14 protein-coding genes are annotated in these 15,696 nt (G+C 39.1%); 9 read left to right on the top strand and 5 right to left on the bottom strand.

Annotated elements, in window-relative coordinates; all coding sequences use genetic code 11:
• Nucleotides 1-66 precede the first annotated feature (66 nt).
• The 4 genes from argC to argH all read left to right on the top strand — a co-directional run bounded on the left by argC (nt 67) and on the right by argH (nt 4,629).
• Nucleotides 67-1,071 (top strand): N-acetyl-gamma-glutamyl-phosphate reductase, encoded by a 1,005-nt coding sequence (gene argC / locus PR761_RS15860; protein WP_006816252.1) that lies wholly within the window; start codon nt 67-69, stop codon nt 1,069-1,071.
• A gap of 34 nt (nt 1,072-1,105) precedes the next feature.
• Nucleotides 1,106-1,882, top strand: a complete 777-nt coding sequence (argB, locus tag PR761_RS15855) for an acetylglutamate kinase (RefSeq protein ID WP_006816251.1) — start codon at nt 1,106-1,108, stop codon at nt 1,880-1,882.
• A gap of 69 nt (nt 1,883-1,951) precedes the next feature.
• Nucleotides 1,952-3,172 carry an argininosuccinate synthase gene (locus PR761_RS15850; protein ID WP_006816250.1) on the top strand — a complete coding sequence of 407 codons (1,221 nt, stop codon included), beginning with the start codon at nt 1,952-1,954 and terminating at the stop codon, nt 3,170-3,172.
• A gap of 80 nt (nt 3,173-3,252) precedes the next feature.
• A complete protein-coding gene (gene argH, locus PR761_RS15845; protein ID WP_006816249.1) occupies nt 3,253-4,629 on the top strand; it encodes an argininosuccinate lyase in 1,377 nt (458 codons plus the stop codon).
• Between the two features lie 216 nt (nt 4,630-4,845).
• Here the strand turns inward: argH and PR761_RS15840 are convergent, their stop codons facing one another.
• The 3 genes from PR761_RS15840 to PR761_RS15830 form a co-directional block, all read right to left on the bottom strand.
• A complete protein-coding gene (locus tag PR761_RS15840) occupies nt 4,846-5,181 on the bottom strand; it encodes a pilus assembly protein (RefSeq protein WP_154610721.1) in 336 nt (111 codons plus the stop codon).
• Nucleotides 5,182-5,293: 112 nt separating this feature from the next.
• Nucleotides 5,294-5,626: a hypothetical protein gene (locus tag PR761_RS15835; RefSeq protein WP_006816247.1), complete on the bottom strand. Its 333-nt coding sequence runs from the start codon at nt 5,624-5,626 to the stop codon at nt 5,294-5,296.
• 113 nt (nt 5,627-5,739) lie between these two features.
• Entirely contained in the window at nt 5,740-6,072 is a 333-nt protein-coding gene (locus PR761_RS15830; RefSeq protein ID WP_154610722.1) for a pilus assembly protein, read from the bottom strand.
• A gap of 1,432 nt (nt 6,073-7,504) precedes the next feature.
• On the opposite strand from PR761_RS15830, the gene oxyR reads away from it, so the two are divergent.
• Nucleotides 7,505-8,410, top strand: a complete 906-nt coding sequence (gene oxyR, locus PR761_RS15825; protein ID WP_006816243.1) for a DNA-binding transcriptional regulator OxyR — start codon at nt 7,505-7,507, stop codon at nt 8,408-8,410.
• 89 nt (nt 8,411-8,499) lie between these two features.
• On the opposite strand, the gene sthA is transcribed toward oxyR, so the two are convergent.
• Nucleotides 8,500-9,897 carry a Si-specific NAD(P)(+) transhydrogenase gene (sthA, locus tag PR761_RS15820; protein ID WP_006816242.1) on the bottom strand — a complete coding sequence of 466 codons (1,398 nt, stop codon included), beginning with the start codon at nt 9,895-9,897 and terminating at the stop codon, nt 8,500-8,502.
• A 336-nt stretch (nt 9,898-10,233) separates the two neighbouring features.
• On the opposite strand from sthA, the gene fabR reads away from it, so the two are divergent.
• Nucleotides 10,234-10,890, top strand: a complete 657-nt coding sequence (gene fabR / locus PR761_RS15815) for an HTH-type transcriptional repressor FabR (protein WP_006816241.1) — start codon at nt 10,234-10,236, stop codon at nt 10,888-10,890.
• 13 nt (nt 10,891-10,903) lie between these two features.
• Nucleotides 10,904-11,293 carry a YijD family membrane protein gene (locus PR761_RS15810; RefSeq protein WP_039855911.1) on the top strand — a complete coding sequence of 130 codons (390 nt, stop codon included), beginning with the start codon at nt 10,904-10,906 and terminating at the stop codon, nt 11,291-11,293.
• 71 nt (nt 11,294-11,364) lie between these two features.
• Here PR761_RS15810 and trmA read toward each other — a convergent pair whose 3' ends face one another.
• On the bottom strand, nt 11,365-12,462 hold the full coding sequence (trmA, locus tag PR761_RS15805; protein WP_154610723.1) for a tRNA (uridine(54)-C5)-methyltransferase TrmA: 1,098 nt from the start codon (nt 12,460-12,462) through the stop codon (nt 11,365-11,367).
• A gap of 482 nt (nt 12,463-12,944) precedes the next feature.
• On the opposite strand from trmA, the gene btuB reads away from it, so the two are divergent.
• Both btuB and murI read left to right on the top strand, forming a co-directional pair.
• A complete protein-coding gene (btuB, locus tag PR761_RS15800; protein ID WP_112837479.1) occupies nt 12,945-14,837 on the top strand; it encodes a TonB-dependent vitamin B12 receptor BtuB in 1,893 nt (630 codons plus the stop codon).
• Entirely contained in the window at nt 14,782-15,645 is an 864-nt protein-coding gene (murI, locus tag PR761_RS15795) for a glutamate racemase (protein ID WP_112837478.1), read from the top strand. Before btuB ends, murI begins: the two co-directional genes overlap by 56 nt.
• Nucleotides 15,646-15,696: the final 51 nt, after the last annotated feature.

Here is a 15,696-nt window from a genome sequence, read left to right as displayed (position 1 = left end):
ATGCACTTTATTTGAATAAAAATACACATTAAACTGTTTGGGTCACGAGTACAAGGTAGAATACACATGTTGAACACACTCATTATCGGGGCCAGTGGCTATACTGGAGCGGAATTAGCAGCATATTTACAGCGTCATTCTGAAATTCATCTTTCCGGTCTGATGGTATCCGCACAAAGTGCTGATGCGGGTAAATGCTTCTCTGATTTACATCCTCAGTATAAAGGTATTATTGACCTTCCTGTACAGCCATTAACGGATGTGGCTGTAGCGGCACAAGGCATTGATATTGTTTTTCTCGCGACTGCCCACGAAGTTAGCCATGATATTGCACCTCAATTTCTAGAAGCCGGTTGTGTGGTGTTTGACCTTTCAGGAGCTTATCGGGTTCAAGATGCTGCGTTCTACCCACAATACTACGGTTTTGAACATACAAATACCCAGTGGTTAATGCAAGCAGTTTACGGTTTAGCAGAATGGCAAGCCGATAAAATCCGTCAGGCGCAGCTGATTGCTGTGCCTGGATGCTACCCAACAGTTTCTCAGTTATCGCTAAAGCCATTGATTGAAGCTGATCTGCTGGATGAAAACATGTGGCCGGTGATCAACGCTACCAGCGGTGTCTCAGGAGCAGGACGCAAAGCCTCAATGACTAACAGTTTTTGCGAAGTAAGCTTACAGCCATACGGTATTTTTACTCATCGCCATCAACCGGAAATCGCTACACATTTAGGAAGAGAGGTGATTTTCACGCCTCATTTAGGCAACTTTGCACGGGGCATACTGGCAACAATCACTTGTAAGGTGAAAGCCGGCGTTACAGCGGAGCAAATTAGCCAAACATTTAAAGATGCGTATCAAAATAAACCATTAGTCCGTTTATATGACAACGGGGTTCCTGCACTAAAATCCGTTGTGGGAACGCCATTTTGTGACATTGGTTTTGTATTGAAAGGTGAGCACCTGATTTTAGTGGGGACAGAAGATAACCTATTAAAAGGTGCAGCAGCGCAAGCCGTTCAGTGCATGAATATTCGGTTTGGTTTCGACGAAACGCAGTCATTACTTTAATGCTTTTATGGCAATTTATTAAGGATAAATCTCCATGCAACCTTTAGTGATTAAATTGGGCGGCGTGCTACTTGATAGCGAAGAAGCTCTCGAAAGATTATTTACGGCTATCCAAACCTACCGTCAGGCTCATCAGCGTGAACTGGTGATTGTGCATGGTGGGGGATGCTTGGTTGATGAATTAATGCAAAAACTGCAATTGCCGGTTGTGAAGAAACAAGGCCTGCGTGTAACTCCTGCGGACCAAATCGATATTATTACAGGGGCGTTAGCGGGAACAGCGAATAAAACATTGTTAGCCTGGGCGATTAAGCACCAACAACCGGCTGTGGGTTTATCCCTTGGTGACGGTCACAGTGCGGTTGTTACCCAAATTAATGATGAGTTGGGTCATGTAGGAAGCGCAAAACCTGGTGACGCTAAGTTATTGAAATTACTTTTATCTGGTGGTTATTTACCGATTATTAGCTCCATTGGAATTACCGATGAGGGGCAACTTATGAATGTGAATGCTGACCAAGCGGCAACCGCTATCGCACAAGCCTTAGATGCAGACTTAGTCTTGCTTTCTGATGTTAGTGGCATTCTGGATGGTAAAGGTCAAAAAATTGATGAAATGACCACGGATAAAGCTCAAAAGCTGATTGACCAAGGCATTATTACCGATGGCATGATTGTTAAGGTTAATGCGGCCTTAGATGCGGCTACCACATTAAAACGCCCTGTAGATATCGCTAGCTGGCGCCATGCGGAACAGTTACCCGCCTTATTTAATGGTACCGCCATTGGTACACGAATTATTGCGTCGTAAGTACCTAACTTATTTGCGAGCAAAAAATAAATAACACATTTAATTAAACAGAATTGGGATAGGTAAGTTATGAAAAACGGCATCAAGAAAATTGTTTTAGCATACTCTGGCGGCTTAGATACTTCGGCGATCATTCCATGGTTGAAAGAAAACTACGAAGGTTGTGAAGTTGTCGCTTTCGTCGCGGATGTGGGTCAGGATAGAGAAGACCTCGTTGGCGTTGAGAAAAAAGCGCTGCAATCGGGGGCATCTGAGTGCTACGTGGTTGACCTGCGTGAAGAGTTCATCAAAGAGTACATTTACCCCGTTCTGAAAACAGGTGCACTGTATGAAGGTAGCTACCTGCTAGGGACTTCAATGGCGCGTCCTATTATCGCTAAAGCGCAAGTTGAAATTGCCCTGAAAGTCGGTGCGGATGCTGTTGCTCATGGCGCAACAGGTAAAGGTAACGACCAAGTTCGTTTCGAAAGCACTTATACTGCGTTGGCTCCACAACTGAAAGTGATTGCGCCATGGCGTGAATGGGATTTACGTTCCCGTGAAGCGCTGTTGGATTACTTAAAAGTACGTAATATCCCAACGACCGCTAGCTTAGAAAAAATCTATAGTCGTGATGAGAACGCATGGCATATCTCTACTGAAGGTGGTGTATTAGAAAGCACGTGGAATGCAGCTAACCAAGATTGCTGGGTATGGACTGTCGATCCGAAAGATGCACCGGATGAAGCTGAATTAGTGACCGTAGGTGTGAAACACGGTGAAGTCGTTTCAGTGAATGGTAAAGAGCTATCTCCATTGGGCTGTTTAGAAACGTTGAATACGTTAGGTGCGAAACACGGTGTGGGTCGTATTGATATCGTGGAAAACCGCTTAGTGGGAATGAAGTCTCGTGGTTGCTATGAAACTCCGGGGGGCACCATCATGATGGCAGCACTGCGTGGCATCGAGCAACTGGTATTAGATCGTGATAGCTACAAATGGCGTGAACAGTTAGGTCTGGAAATGTCCTATGTCGTCTATGACGGTCGCTGGTTTGCACCACTGCGTCACTCTCTGCAAGCAGCGGCTGAATCATTAGCGCAGGATGTGACCGGTGAGGTCGTTCTTAAGTTGTACAAAGGCCAAGTGATGGCTATTCAGAAAAAAGCGGATAAGAGCCTGTACTCTGAAGAGTTTGCAACCTTTGGTGAAGATGAAGTTTACGATCAAAGCCATGCTGGTGGCTTCATTCGTCTATATTCACTCTCTTCACGTATCCGTGCGCTGAAAGAGCAGAATAAAGCCAAATAATCGTTAATATGCATTACCCCGGCGGCATTAATGTGTCGTCGGGTGAAACACTTATTTTATCAATCAGGTAGGGATTCGTTATGGCACTTTGGGGTGGACGTTTTAGTCAACAGGCAGATCAACGGTTTAAACTATTCAATGATTCACTGCGTTTCGATTATCGCTTAGCGCAGCAAGATATTGTGGGATCTGTAGCATGGTCAAAAGCATTAGTTACGGTCGGCATTCTGTCTGATAGCGAACAAAAATCTCTTGAACAAGCACTGAATGAATTATTAGCAGAAGTCCAAGCAGACCCTGAAGTTATTTTGCAAAGTGACGCAGAAGATATCCACAGTTGGGTTGAAAGTAAGCTGATTGATAAAGTGGGTGATTTAGGCAAAAAACTGCATACAGGTCGTAGCCGTAATGACCAAGTCGCCACGGATTTAAAACTTTGGTGTAAAGACCAAGTGGCGTTGCTACTGGAAGCGGTGACGGAGTTACAAAAAGCGTTGGTGATCACCGCAGAAAATAATCAAGATGCAGTGATGCCGGGCTATACCCATCTACAGCGTGCGCAGCCAGTAACGTTTGCCCATTGGTGTTTAGCTTACAGTGAAATGTTGGCGCGTGATGAAAGCCGTTTACAAGATACATTGAAGCGTTTGGATGTCAGTCCATTAGGTTGTGGTGCATTAGCAGGAACGGCTTATGACATCGATCGTGAGCAACTTGCATCATGGTTAGGTTTCTCATCGGCAACCCGCAACAGTTTGGATACAGTATCTGATAGGGACCATGTATTGGAATTATTATCGGATGCAAGTATCGGTATGGTGCATCTATCTCGTTTTGCTGAAGACCTCATTTTCTTCAATAGTGGTGAAGCTGGGTTTGTTGAGCTCTCTGATAAAGTGACTTCAGGTTCATCATTAATGCCTCAAAAGAAAAATCCTGATGCCCTTGAGCTGATCCGCGGTAAATGTGGGCGTGTACAAGGTGCATTAACGGGCATGATGATGACACTCAAAGGTTTACCATTGGCATATAACAAAGATATGCAGGAAGATAAAGAAGGGTTATTTGATGCGTTAGATACTTGGTTGGACTGCATGCATATGGCGGTGTTGGTTCTGGATGGTATTCAAATCCGTCGTGCACGTTGTGAAGACGCAGCAAAACAAGGTTATGCAAATGCCACTGAGCTGGCGGACTATTTAGTCGCCAAAGGGGTTCCATTCCGTGAAGCACACCATATTGTGGGTGAAGCCGTGGTTACAGCTATTGCACAAGGAAAAGCACTGGAAGAGATGGCATTGAGTGATTTGCAGAAATTCAGTTCAGTTATCCAATTGGATGTATATGAAATTTTATCGCTACAATCATGTCTTGATAAGCGTTTAGCAAAAGGCGGGGTTTCTCAAATGCAAGTGGTGAAAGCCATTGAGGATGCGAAAGCTCGCTTAGAAATGTAGTTAAAAATGGGGGGTAGCATAACTACCCCAATTTCCATCACACTTTTTTCTAGATATTATTAACATATCAATTTATTCATTCTGGATGATTTACTTTATGAATAACAATGTTATTCATAAACACCTTCCATTTGTATTAATCAGGCATAGCTAGGGTTATGACTCAATGTTGATGCGTTATTAATATTCTATTTCCAAAAGATATCCATGATATGGCTATGCGTGTTGAACCGCTAACACCGCTAAGCCATTTTCTTTAGTATCCCAATTGAACTGATAAATACCACGATGATTATCCAATGCTTTCCATTCTGCTGATTTTTCTTGCTTTGTAAAATCAATGGATGATGATTTCATTTTATATTCTTCAACATTAAAACATCGTAGATTGACATTGGTTTCATTTACGTCATATGTACATGGAGGAAAAACGATCGCAGCTTTGAATGTCACAGTTGCTTGATTATTCGCTGTTGCATTTGCATTATTTATTAATAAGGTAGCTGCCATTAATGCGAACGGTAATAAGATAAGCGTCGATTTTTTTAACATTTTTATTCTCCGAATTTGGTTATTTAGGCAATACGAAGCCATTGCAGATAGATAAAATATCGGCTGACTACCTATTTTCTTTATAATTCTTTATGGTGATAAATATTAATTTTTAAGCGTGTTGTACAGAGAACATAGCAAAGCCTTTATCTTGGTTAGTCCACTTCAATTGATATATTCCACGGTTATCACTTAACTCTTTCCAATCAAGGGATTTACTCTGTTTTTTAAAGTCGATAGCGGTTGACTCCATCTTATTTTTTGTTTGATTGAAGCAGTTTAAGTTCATATTGTTGTCTTGCACATTATAAGAGCACGGTGGAATAACAATCGCAGCTTTAAAGGTAACTGTTGTTTGATTGCCTTTGGCTAGTGCTTGAGATGTGAATAGAACACTAGATATTAATAAGGTAGATAATAAGGTTGAAATAGTTTTATTTAACATGGTAGTAATTCCTATTTTGATTTTTTAGAGAATAAGCATCCATTACTGATATTTAAATATATCAGTTGAGGGTGTATTCATGATTTAGTTAAATTTAGAACAATAATATAAAACTATACGTGTTGAACGGTAAACATAGCTAAACCTTTGTCTTTATTAGTCCAATTCAATTGGTATGTGCCACGATTATTATCTAATGCTTTCCATTCAGTGGATTTTGCATGGTTTTTAAAATCAATCGATGTTGTTTTCATTTTATTACTATCATTATTAAAACATTGTAAATCGACATTTCCCTCTTTAATATTATAAGAGCATGTAGGCACAACAATAGCTGCTTTAAAGCTAACAGTTGTTTGATTGTTTTTTGCATGTGCTGGAGTTGATAATAAAGATACAATCATTAATCCTAAAGATAATGCTGAGATAATAGTTTTCTTAAACATGGTGTATTCTCCAGACCTAGTTATTTAATAAGGTAAAGTTTGATATGTGTTGTTTCAATGAAGCTATTATATGTGCAAAAACTCGCAAAAGGTGTAAATCACATTCTGTTAAGTGTGTGTAAATATAATAGTTATAGCCAATTTAAATATGTCTCAATCAATTTAACAATCAAAATAACTTTAGATTATTAAACTAAAAAATTCGTTTAGTTTAAATTTAAATTCTTTTTATTTTATTGTTTTTAGTTTTCATGTCTTTTTTTGGTTGCAATCACCCATTACACGTAAAATAAAGTTGAGTGAGTTGATAGTGTTTCGCTAGGATTTTTAATTTATTTTTATATAAAATTTTACAAACATTAGTGAGTGATGAAAGAAAATATAACAAAATGTTTCATTCATAGTGAATACTTAATATAGGATTTATGTTTATATAAATAAAACTGCGTATATTGAGACGTACATATACTACTATATGGGTATTCATCGAATATTATATATCTATTGATATTACAAATTATGCTTTCTTACTTACAAAATGAAACATGTTCATCATAAATGGATGTTTTATCTCTTATGCTCTTTAGATCTTTTATTTAGTATTATCATAATGAAATTACATAACTATCATAATCTAGATCCATATCTCGGATATAACCAGAGTTATAAATTCCATATTAATGTTGTTATTACAAATTTTTATAGGTGTTTTATATTTTTACCATCGTTATGGTAGATGGTTTTGAATTAAAGCTACTAAGTGCAAATATTCCGTTTTTTCTGATAAACAATATGTTTTTCATATTCGATATCATATGTATTGAAGATTCCTTAGTAAGCCAAGCGGCACAAGAACATAAAATTGTAAGTGAAATTAATATTTTTATGTTTATTACATTTTTGCGTCATATTCGAGCGGGCTAATTATTCGCCTGAAGCATTAATAATTCAACTTTGAATATATTAAAAAGTATTACATAAAAAACATGCAGTTAGTTTCTTTGGTTATCTTTTCAATGGTAACTATGAAGCTTATTTTGATTTTAAATGATTATTTCTACCGATAGCTACTTTAAAAGTTATTGTACAGAAAAAATTAACATTTTGTACTAGTTCATAGGTACTTATTGAATATCACAATCTATAATTAAAATTTCTTAGTCCCATTTTTACTTGTTTGTTATTCTTTTATTGGGCATGTACGAAAATTAAGTTTAATTTGATATTTTCATAGGCAATTGATATTTTCGAGAAGTCGCCTGCAACATATTTGGTTTCTTTGTATTACATTCTGTTTCATATTTAATGAGAAGATTCCTAAAAAATCAAACAAATTTTTTCGATTAATTATATCAATAGATGAAACATTATAATTTCATTATAATGATTGGTATTACCTATGTAGGTAAGGCTAACGAAAGGAAAAAGACAGATGAATATTCGTGATCTGGAGTATCTAGTTGCACTCGCAGAGCATAAGCATTTTCGACGCGCTGCGGATTCTTGCCACGTAAGTCAACCTACATTAAGTGGACAGATTCGTAAGCTAGAAGAAGAATTAGGGGTGATGCTTTTAGAGCGAACAAGCCGAAAAGTTCTATTTACTCAGCAAGGTTTATTGCTGGTAGAGCAGGCCCGAACAATTCTAAGAGAAATAAAATTATTGCAAGAAATGGCTGCGTTGCAGGGTGAAAGTATGTCGGGGCCATTGCATATTGGACTTATTCCAACGGTTGCACCTTATTTATTACCGCATATTATTCCTGAACTACATCGTGTCCATCCAAAACTCGAAATTTATTTACATGAAGCTCAAACCCAGCAGTTACTTGCTCAATTAGATAGCGGGAAATTAGACTGTGCGATTTTAGCTGATGTAAAAGAAACGGAACCATTCATTGCCGTTCCATTATTTGAAGAGCCGATGAAGCTTGCAATCTATGAGAATCATCCATGGCATGATCGTGATACGGTTGAAATGAGCGAGCTTGCAGGTGAGAAGTTATTGATGTTAGAAGATGGGCATTGTCTACGTGACCAAGCAATGGGGTTTTGTTTCCAAGCAGGGGCGAAGGAAGATACCCACTTTAGAGCAACCAGCTTAGAAACCCTAAGAAATATGGTCGCTGCGGGTAGCGGGATTACATTATTACCTGATTTGGCGGTACCACATGAAGCTTGTCGTGATGGGGTATGTTACTTGAACTGTATTGAGCCAGAACCAAAACGTAGGATTGTTTTAGTTTATCGCCCAGGTTCCCCACTTCGCGGTCGCTATGAGCAGCTTGCTGAAACTATTTATAATTCAATGGATAATTATTATAAAAACAAAAAGTAAGCATTTAGTAAATAGAGAGTAATTAAAGAAGAAAAATCGAAGAGTGATTGCTGGAGCTTATTGAGTGCACCAGACAATCACTTGAGAAATTAAAATAGTCGATTGAGACCATTTAATGCGGCAACGCGGAAGGCTTCTGCCATAGTTGGGTAATTAAATGTGGTATTGATAAAGTACTCGATGGTATTACCTTCACCTTTCTGTTCCATGATAGCTTGACCGATATGAATAATTTCAGCCGCCCTCTCACCAAAACAGTGAATACCTAGAATTTGAAGCGTTTCTCTGTGGAAGAGGATCTTCAAACTACCCACATTCATTCCTGCAATCTGTGCACGTGCTAAATGTTTAAATTGAGCACGACCCACTTCATACGGTATTTTCATCGCTGTCAATTCTTGTTCTGTTTTACCGACAGAGCTGATTTCAGGGATGGTATAAATACCGGTCGGAATATTTTCAACTAAATGGGCATTACCTAAACCAGAAGTGATTGCTCGAGCTGCAATACGTCCTTGGTCATAAGCTGCAGAGGCTAAACTTGGGTAACCAATAACATCACCGACTGCGTAAATATGCTCATTACTGGTACGATACGCATGGTCAACTTTTACTAAGCCCCGACCATCAGCATCAATACCTACATTTGCTAATCCAATATTATCGGTATTACCAGTACGTCCGTTGGCAAATAGCAGGCAATCCGCTTTAACTTTTTTACCTGATTTCAGATGAACAATGACTCCATCATCTAAGCCTTCAATCTTTTCATATTCTTCATTATGGCGAATAACTACGCCGCTATTCCAAAAATGGTAAGACAGTGCATCTGACATTTCCTGATCAAGGAATGCCAATAAATGATCTCGGGTATTGATTAAATCAACTTTGACGCCTAATCCTCGAAATATAGATGCGTATTCGCAACCGATCACACCAGCACCGTAGATAATGACATGGCGAGGTTCATGTGACAGGTTAAGAATTGTATCACTGTTATAAATTCGGGAATGGGTAAAGTCGACATCTGAAGGGCAATAAGGGCGGGAGCCTGTGGCGATAATAATTTTATCAGCACTCAGCACATCACAACTTCCATCAGCATAGCGAACACTAACATGCTGATCATCAACAAACGTTGCTTCACCAGAAAACATCTGGCAACCATTGCGTTCATAGAAGCCTTCACGCATGCGTGTTTGCTGACTAATAACGGTTTCGGCATGTTTGAGAATTTCAGAAAATGAGGAGCGTAAACTGCGGGAATTATCACTATAAAGTGGGTTTTGGTTGAATTCGATAATTCTACTGACAGCATGACGAAGGGCTTTAGAGGGAATGGTTCCCCAGTGGGTACAGCCACCGCCGACACTGTTATAACGTTCTATAACAGCAACGTTTTTTCCTTGTTTGACCAGCCCCATAGCGGCACCTTCACCACCAGGACCTGAACCAATGACAATTGCATCAAAATGGGTATGTTGCATGAGGTAAGACCTGTTTTAATTCTAGGGACGTTGTGATAGTAACATTCGTTTGCCATCTTGTCTCAATTCGAAATCCTAAAGACAAATAAGTAAAGAAAGCAGATGAAAATCAAAGCGAGCAAAGTATATAAAAAGTTTATAGAAAAAAAGTCGATAAAAGACACAGCGTAGAAAAAATGAGTTGGGTGAAATTCTGAAAATAGTTAAATTGCAGATAGAGTCATTTTTTCATTGAACTAGATTAATAAATTTCAGGTATGCTTAAGGTATGGGCGCGTTGGAAAGTTATATTTTGATATATTAACGACGTTTAATTGCATAGAAATTAGGAATATCGTGAGCAACACTATTGGCGTTAGAGCAAAACAAAAAGAAAAAACTCGTCGTTCGCTGGTCGAAGCGGCATTTAGCCAATTAAGTGCAGAGCGTAGTTTTACTAGTCTCAGCTTACGTGAAGTAGCTCGTGAGGCAGGTATCGCACCAACTTCGTTTTATCGTCATTTCAAAGATGTAGATGAACTCGGGCTGACCATGGTTGATGAAAGTGGTCTGATGCTACGCCAATTAATGCGACAAGCGCGGCAGCGTATCGCAAAAGGCGGGAGTGTGATCCGTACATCAGTCTCCACTTTTATGGAGTTTATTGGTAATAACCCTAATGCGTTTAGGTTATTATTGCGTGAGCGCTCAGGAACCTCTGCTGAGTTTCGTGCTGCAGTGGCGCGAGAAATCCAGCATTTTATTGCAGAATTAGCAGATTATCTTGAACTAGAAAATCGTATGCCCCGTTATTTTACGGAAATGCAAGCCGAGGCGATGGTGACTATTGTATTTAGTGCGGGTGCTGAAGCACTGGATATTGATGAAGACAAACGTCGTCATCTCGAAGAGCGGTTGGTATTACAGCTACGAATGATAGCTAAAGGCGCTTATTACTGGTATCGCCGTGAACAAGAAAAACAGAATGAAACAGACCCTGATTTAAACAAATAGTAAAGGAGACACAATGACGGACCACAAAAATTATGAAAGAAGCACATTACTATTGTCTCTAGTAGTTGGCTTATCGACTCATGGAACGTTCTCTGCGCTGTTCAACTCCTCAGTTGAATTTTCTATTTTCCCTATTATTGCTTTAATTTTAGCTGTTTATTGCTTACACCAGCGTTATTTACATCATGCAATGCCGATGGGGTTGCCAAAATTTGTCGCGGGTAGCCTTTTTTTAGGTATGTTTGGTTACGCGGCAATTTTACGAGTCCAACATCCTGAAGTGGGTTCTAATTTTATTCCTGCTACTGTTATCGTGATTATTGCACTGTGGATGTATACCAGTTGGAAGGCTCGTAAAAGAGAGCAACAGCAAATTGAATTAGAAGAAGAAACTGACCACTAATTATTCCGTGGGTTAGAAATAAAAAACACCGTATTCTCAGCTAGAATCCGGTGTTTTTTTATGGACGTGACTTAACGTCGAGTGAGTAATACACCACTTTCCATATGATGGGTGTATGGGAATTGATCAAACAGTGCCAACTTTTCAACTTTATGGGTTTTGGTTAGCTCGGCCAAATTGTCACATAGGGTTTCTGGGTTACAGGAAATATATAAAATATGGTCATATTCCTGTACTAACTGTACTGTTTTATCATCTAAACCACTACGAGGTGGATCCACAAAAATAGTATTACATTGGTAATTTGCCAAATTAATACCGTCTAACCGTCTAAATTCTCGAACACCCTTCATCGCTTGAGTAAAATCTTCAGCTGACATTCGGATGATCTGCACATTATCAATTTTATTTGCTTCAATATTGTACTGGGCGGCCTGCACAGATGGTTTGGCAATTTCAGTGGCTAAAACTTTATTAAAATTTTGAGCTAGTGCTAAAGAGAAATTTCCATTTCCACAATAGAGCTCTAGAAGATCACCAGTAGAGTTTTGAGTCGCGTTAATTGCCCACTCTAACATTTTTATATTCACCTGCGCATTAGGCTGCGTGAAGCTATTCTCTACTTGGCGGTAAATCATCTCTTTGCCATTTACAGGCAGAATTTCATCCACATAATCATGGTCTAGCATGATTTTTGTTTTTGATGCACGCCCAATAACCTGAACGTCAAAACCTTTTGCGATTAAATCAGCTTTTAATTGCTTAGCTTCAGTAATCCACTCATCCCCTAATTTTTTATGATAAAGCAGGGAAATAATCAGTTTATTACTTAGAGTCGATAAATAGTCGATCTGAAATAATTTATGACGCAATAATTCACTTTTTTTCAGTAAAGGTAAAAGTTCGACCATCATGTCGTTGATAAGCTGGCTAGCGACAGGAAAAGACTCAATTCGGATACGTTCTTTTGTCTCTTTATCAAACATAATATGGAAGAGATCATCACCATCATGCCAAATTCTAAACTCTGCACGCATGCGGTAGTGGGATTTGCTAGATGAAAAAACTTCAGGTTCAGGCGCAGCATAAGGGGCCATCAAACTCTTTAGACGGTTAATTTTTTCTGCAAGTTGCAGCTCGTAATCTTCGGTGTGCAAGGTGTTTTGCATTATATGGCCCCATAAAACAGTCAATATTTACATCAGGGGCGAAATTGTAGGGCAAGTGGCGAAGATGTCCAGTTTTCATTATCGATTCATAGACACTGACAACTATTCAACTTAGGATGATTGGCTGTGGTTTTAGGGAATTTGGTGAGAGTCCAGAACTGACGCGCAACGGTAATTAAGGTATCCCCGTCATTCTTCAAGCTACATGGGTGTTGGCATCGCTCAGCTACCCTAGTCACATACTTCAGTATGCTCCTAGGGATATCTTCGCTTGCTGCCTACATGTCACTTGAATTATTTAGGGGATATAACAGGTTAACTTGTTATTTTATATATCGTTTTACTTCATATATAGAAACTCAACTTGCCACTTTATAAGTCCGATACCTACCACGCTCCTTATCGCTTTGTTGAATATTAGCGCGAACCTTATATTCAACGTCGCGGAATCTTAATTTTATTGATTTTCCGAGTATAAAAAAATGAATAATAATAAGTCGCTACCGCTTTCGGTGGTAACTCTGACAGTGTTGTGTGGTATTTCCTCTTTGGCAAGTGCGAATTCAAACTCTTCTGATGAAATGGTGGTATCTGCCAATCGTTTCGAACAACCTCTTTCTTCTATATTAGCACCTGTTACCGTTGTGACTCGTGAAGATATTGATCATTGGCAATCAAATTCAGTGATTGATGTATTAAGGCGGTTACCGGGCGTGGACGTTGCTCAGAGTGGTGGAATGGGGCAACTAAGTTCCCTCTTTATTAGAGGAACTGAATCTCGTCATGTTTTGGTCTTGATTGATGGTGTTCGTTTAAATCAAGCGGGAATTTCCGGTTCTTCTGATATGAGCCAAATTCCGATCTCGTTGGTTCAGCGCATTGAATATATTCGTGGCGCACGATCTGCGGTCTACGGTTCGGATGCTATTGGTGGTGTTATCAATATTATTACTCGTCGTGATAACGATGGGACAACATTGAATGCGGGTATCGGTTCTTATGGATATCAAAACTATAACGGTTCAACACAGCAAAAAATTGGTGAGAATACAACGGTAACAGGGGCGGCAGCTTATACACATACAACGGGGTTTGATGTGGAGGCGAGGGGATTTAGTGGTGATAGGGTACAGCCAGATAAAGATGGATTTTTGAGTAAGTCATTATGGTTGGGTGTTGAGCATCAGTTTTCATCTGACATCATTGCTTATGCGAGAGCCTATGGGTATGACAATAGAACCGATTATGACGCTTATTATGATAAATATGCGGATTCTCAAGTTGATACTCGTAAGTTATATAGCCGTACCTATGAAACTGGCTTGAAATATCATAATGATAAATATTCAACGATGTTGATGGGCAGCTACGGTACAACAAAAGATTATAACTATGACCCAAAATATGGGCAGTATGCAAAATTTTCGAATTTAGATGAATCGAAGCAATACAATCTCCAATGGGGTAATAGCTACCGGCTAGAAAAAGGTAATATTAGCGCTGGCATTGATTATCAACATCAGAGCATTGAGCCAAGTGGCTATACAATGATAAGTGAAAAACAAACGTTAAATAATACCGGAGTTTATTTAACAGGTCAGTATGCACTTATCGATTCAGTTGTGGCTGAAGCTGCGGTTCGCTCAGATCATCATTCAGAATTTAATTGGCATACAACGTGGCAATCAGGATTAAGCTGGGAATTTTATGAAGGCTATAAACTTGTTGGTTCTTATGCGACGGCATATAAAGCTCCTAATTTGAGCCAATTATATGCATATTCATCATCTGATTGGGGAACAACAAAAGGTAATCCAAATTTAAAACCGGAAGAAAGTAAACAATGGGAAATTGGGATTGAAGGTAAAACTGGCCCATTGTTTTGGCAATTAAACACATATCATAATGATATTAATAATTTGATTGACTATAAATATGGTAATCCAATTAGTACTTATGAAAATATTGGTAAAGCAGAAATTAAAGGTCTTGAATGGGTTGGCGAGGTTAATACAGGAATATTCCATCACCAAATAACTTATCAATATACCGACCCAAGAGATAAAGAAAAAGATGAGGTTTTACTGAGAAGAGCGAAACAACAAGTAAAATATCAACTTGATTGGACTGTGTATAATTTAGATATGGGGCTCACTTATCAATATATAGGTACTCGTTACGATAAAATGGGGAATGGGCTACGCACTAAAGTAGGTGGCGTTAGCCTTTGGGATATCACTGCTGCATATCCAATCACTTCACATCTCACAATTCGTGGTAAAATAGCTAATATGTTCGATAAAGACTATGAGACCGCGTATGGTTATCGCACCGCTGGAAGAGAATATTTCCTCACAGGAAGCTACAACTTCTAAGAACGACCTATCTGTTCGCCCGACCATTCTGGTGTTTGACTCCGGAGTGGGCGGGTTATCTGTCTACCGTGAAGTTAAAAAAATGCTCCCAAATGCGCACTATATATATGCATTTGATAATGAAGCCTTCCCTTATGGTGAAAAAACGGAAGAGTTTATTATTGAGCGGGTTTATCAAATTGTTAATGCCGTTGCTAAAAAACATCCGCTAACAATCGCCGTCATTGCGTGTAATACAGCAAGCACGGTGAGCCTACCTAACCTCCGCGCGCACTTTACATTTCCGATTGTTGGGGTTGTTCCGGCGATTAAGCCCGCAACCAAACTAACTCGTAATGGTATCGTGGGATTATTAGCGACAAAAGGCACTGTTAATCGAGAATACACTAAAGAGTTGATAGAGCGTTTTGCAACAGACTGCAAAGTCATTTTATTAGGCTCAGCAGAGTTAGTGCAGTTAGCCGAAAGAAAATTACATGGTGAAACGTTGCCATTAGATGAAGTTGCTCAAGCGATAAGACCGTGGATCAAAATGAAAGAAGCGCCTGATACTGTGATCCTTGGATGTACCCATTTCCCTCTTATAGTAGAAGAGCTCGAAAAAGTACTTCCAAACGGCACTCGATTTATTGATTCAGGAGCTGCCATTGCGAGAAGAACGGTTTGGCTGATCAATAATCAGGCTGAAATTACTAATTCAAATGAAGAAGACTTTGCATATTGCATGCTAATGAATGACGCTTTACAGGAATTACGCCCAGTTTTGGAGTCTGAGGGCTTTAAATCGCTGAAAAAACTAGCTATTTAAGTCGAATTTGATGGATGTGTGACCAATCAGAAAAAAACTTTAAAAAAAGGG

This window comes from Providencia sp. PROV210 (genome assembly GCF_028479445.1).
Taxonomy (GTDB): domain Bacteria; phylum Pseudomonadota; class Gammaproteobacteria; order Enterobacterales; family Enterobacteriaceae; genus Providencia; species Providencia rustigianii.
Note: the sequence above shows the minus strand (reverse complement) of the source record. Positions and strands in the feature narration are given on the sequence as shown.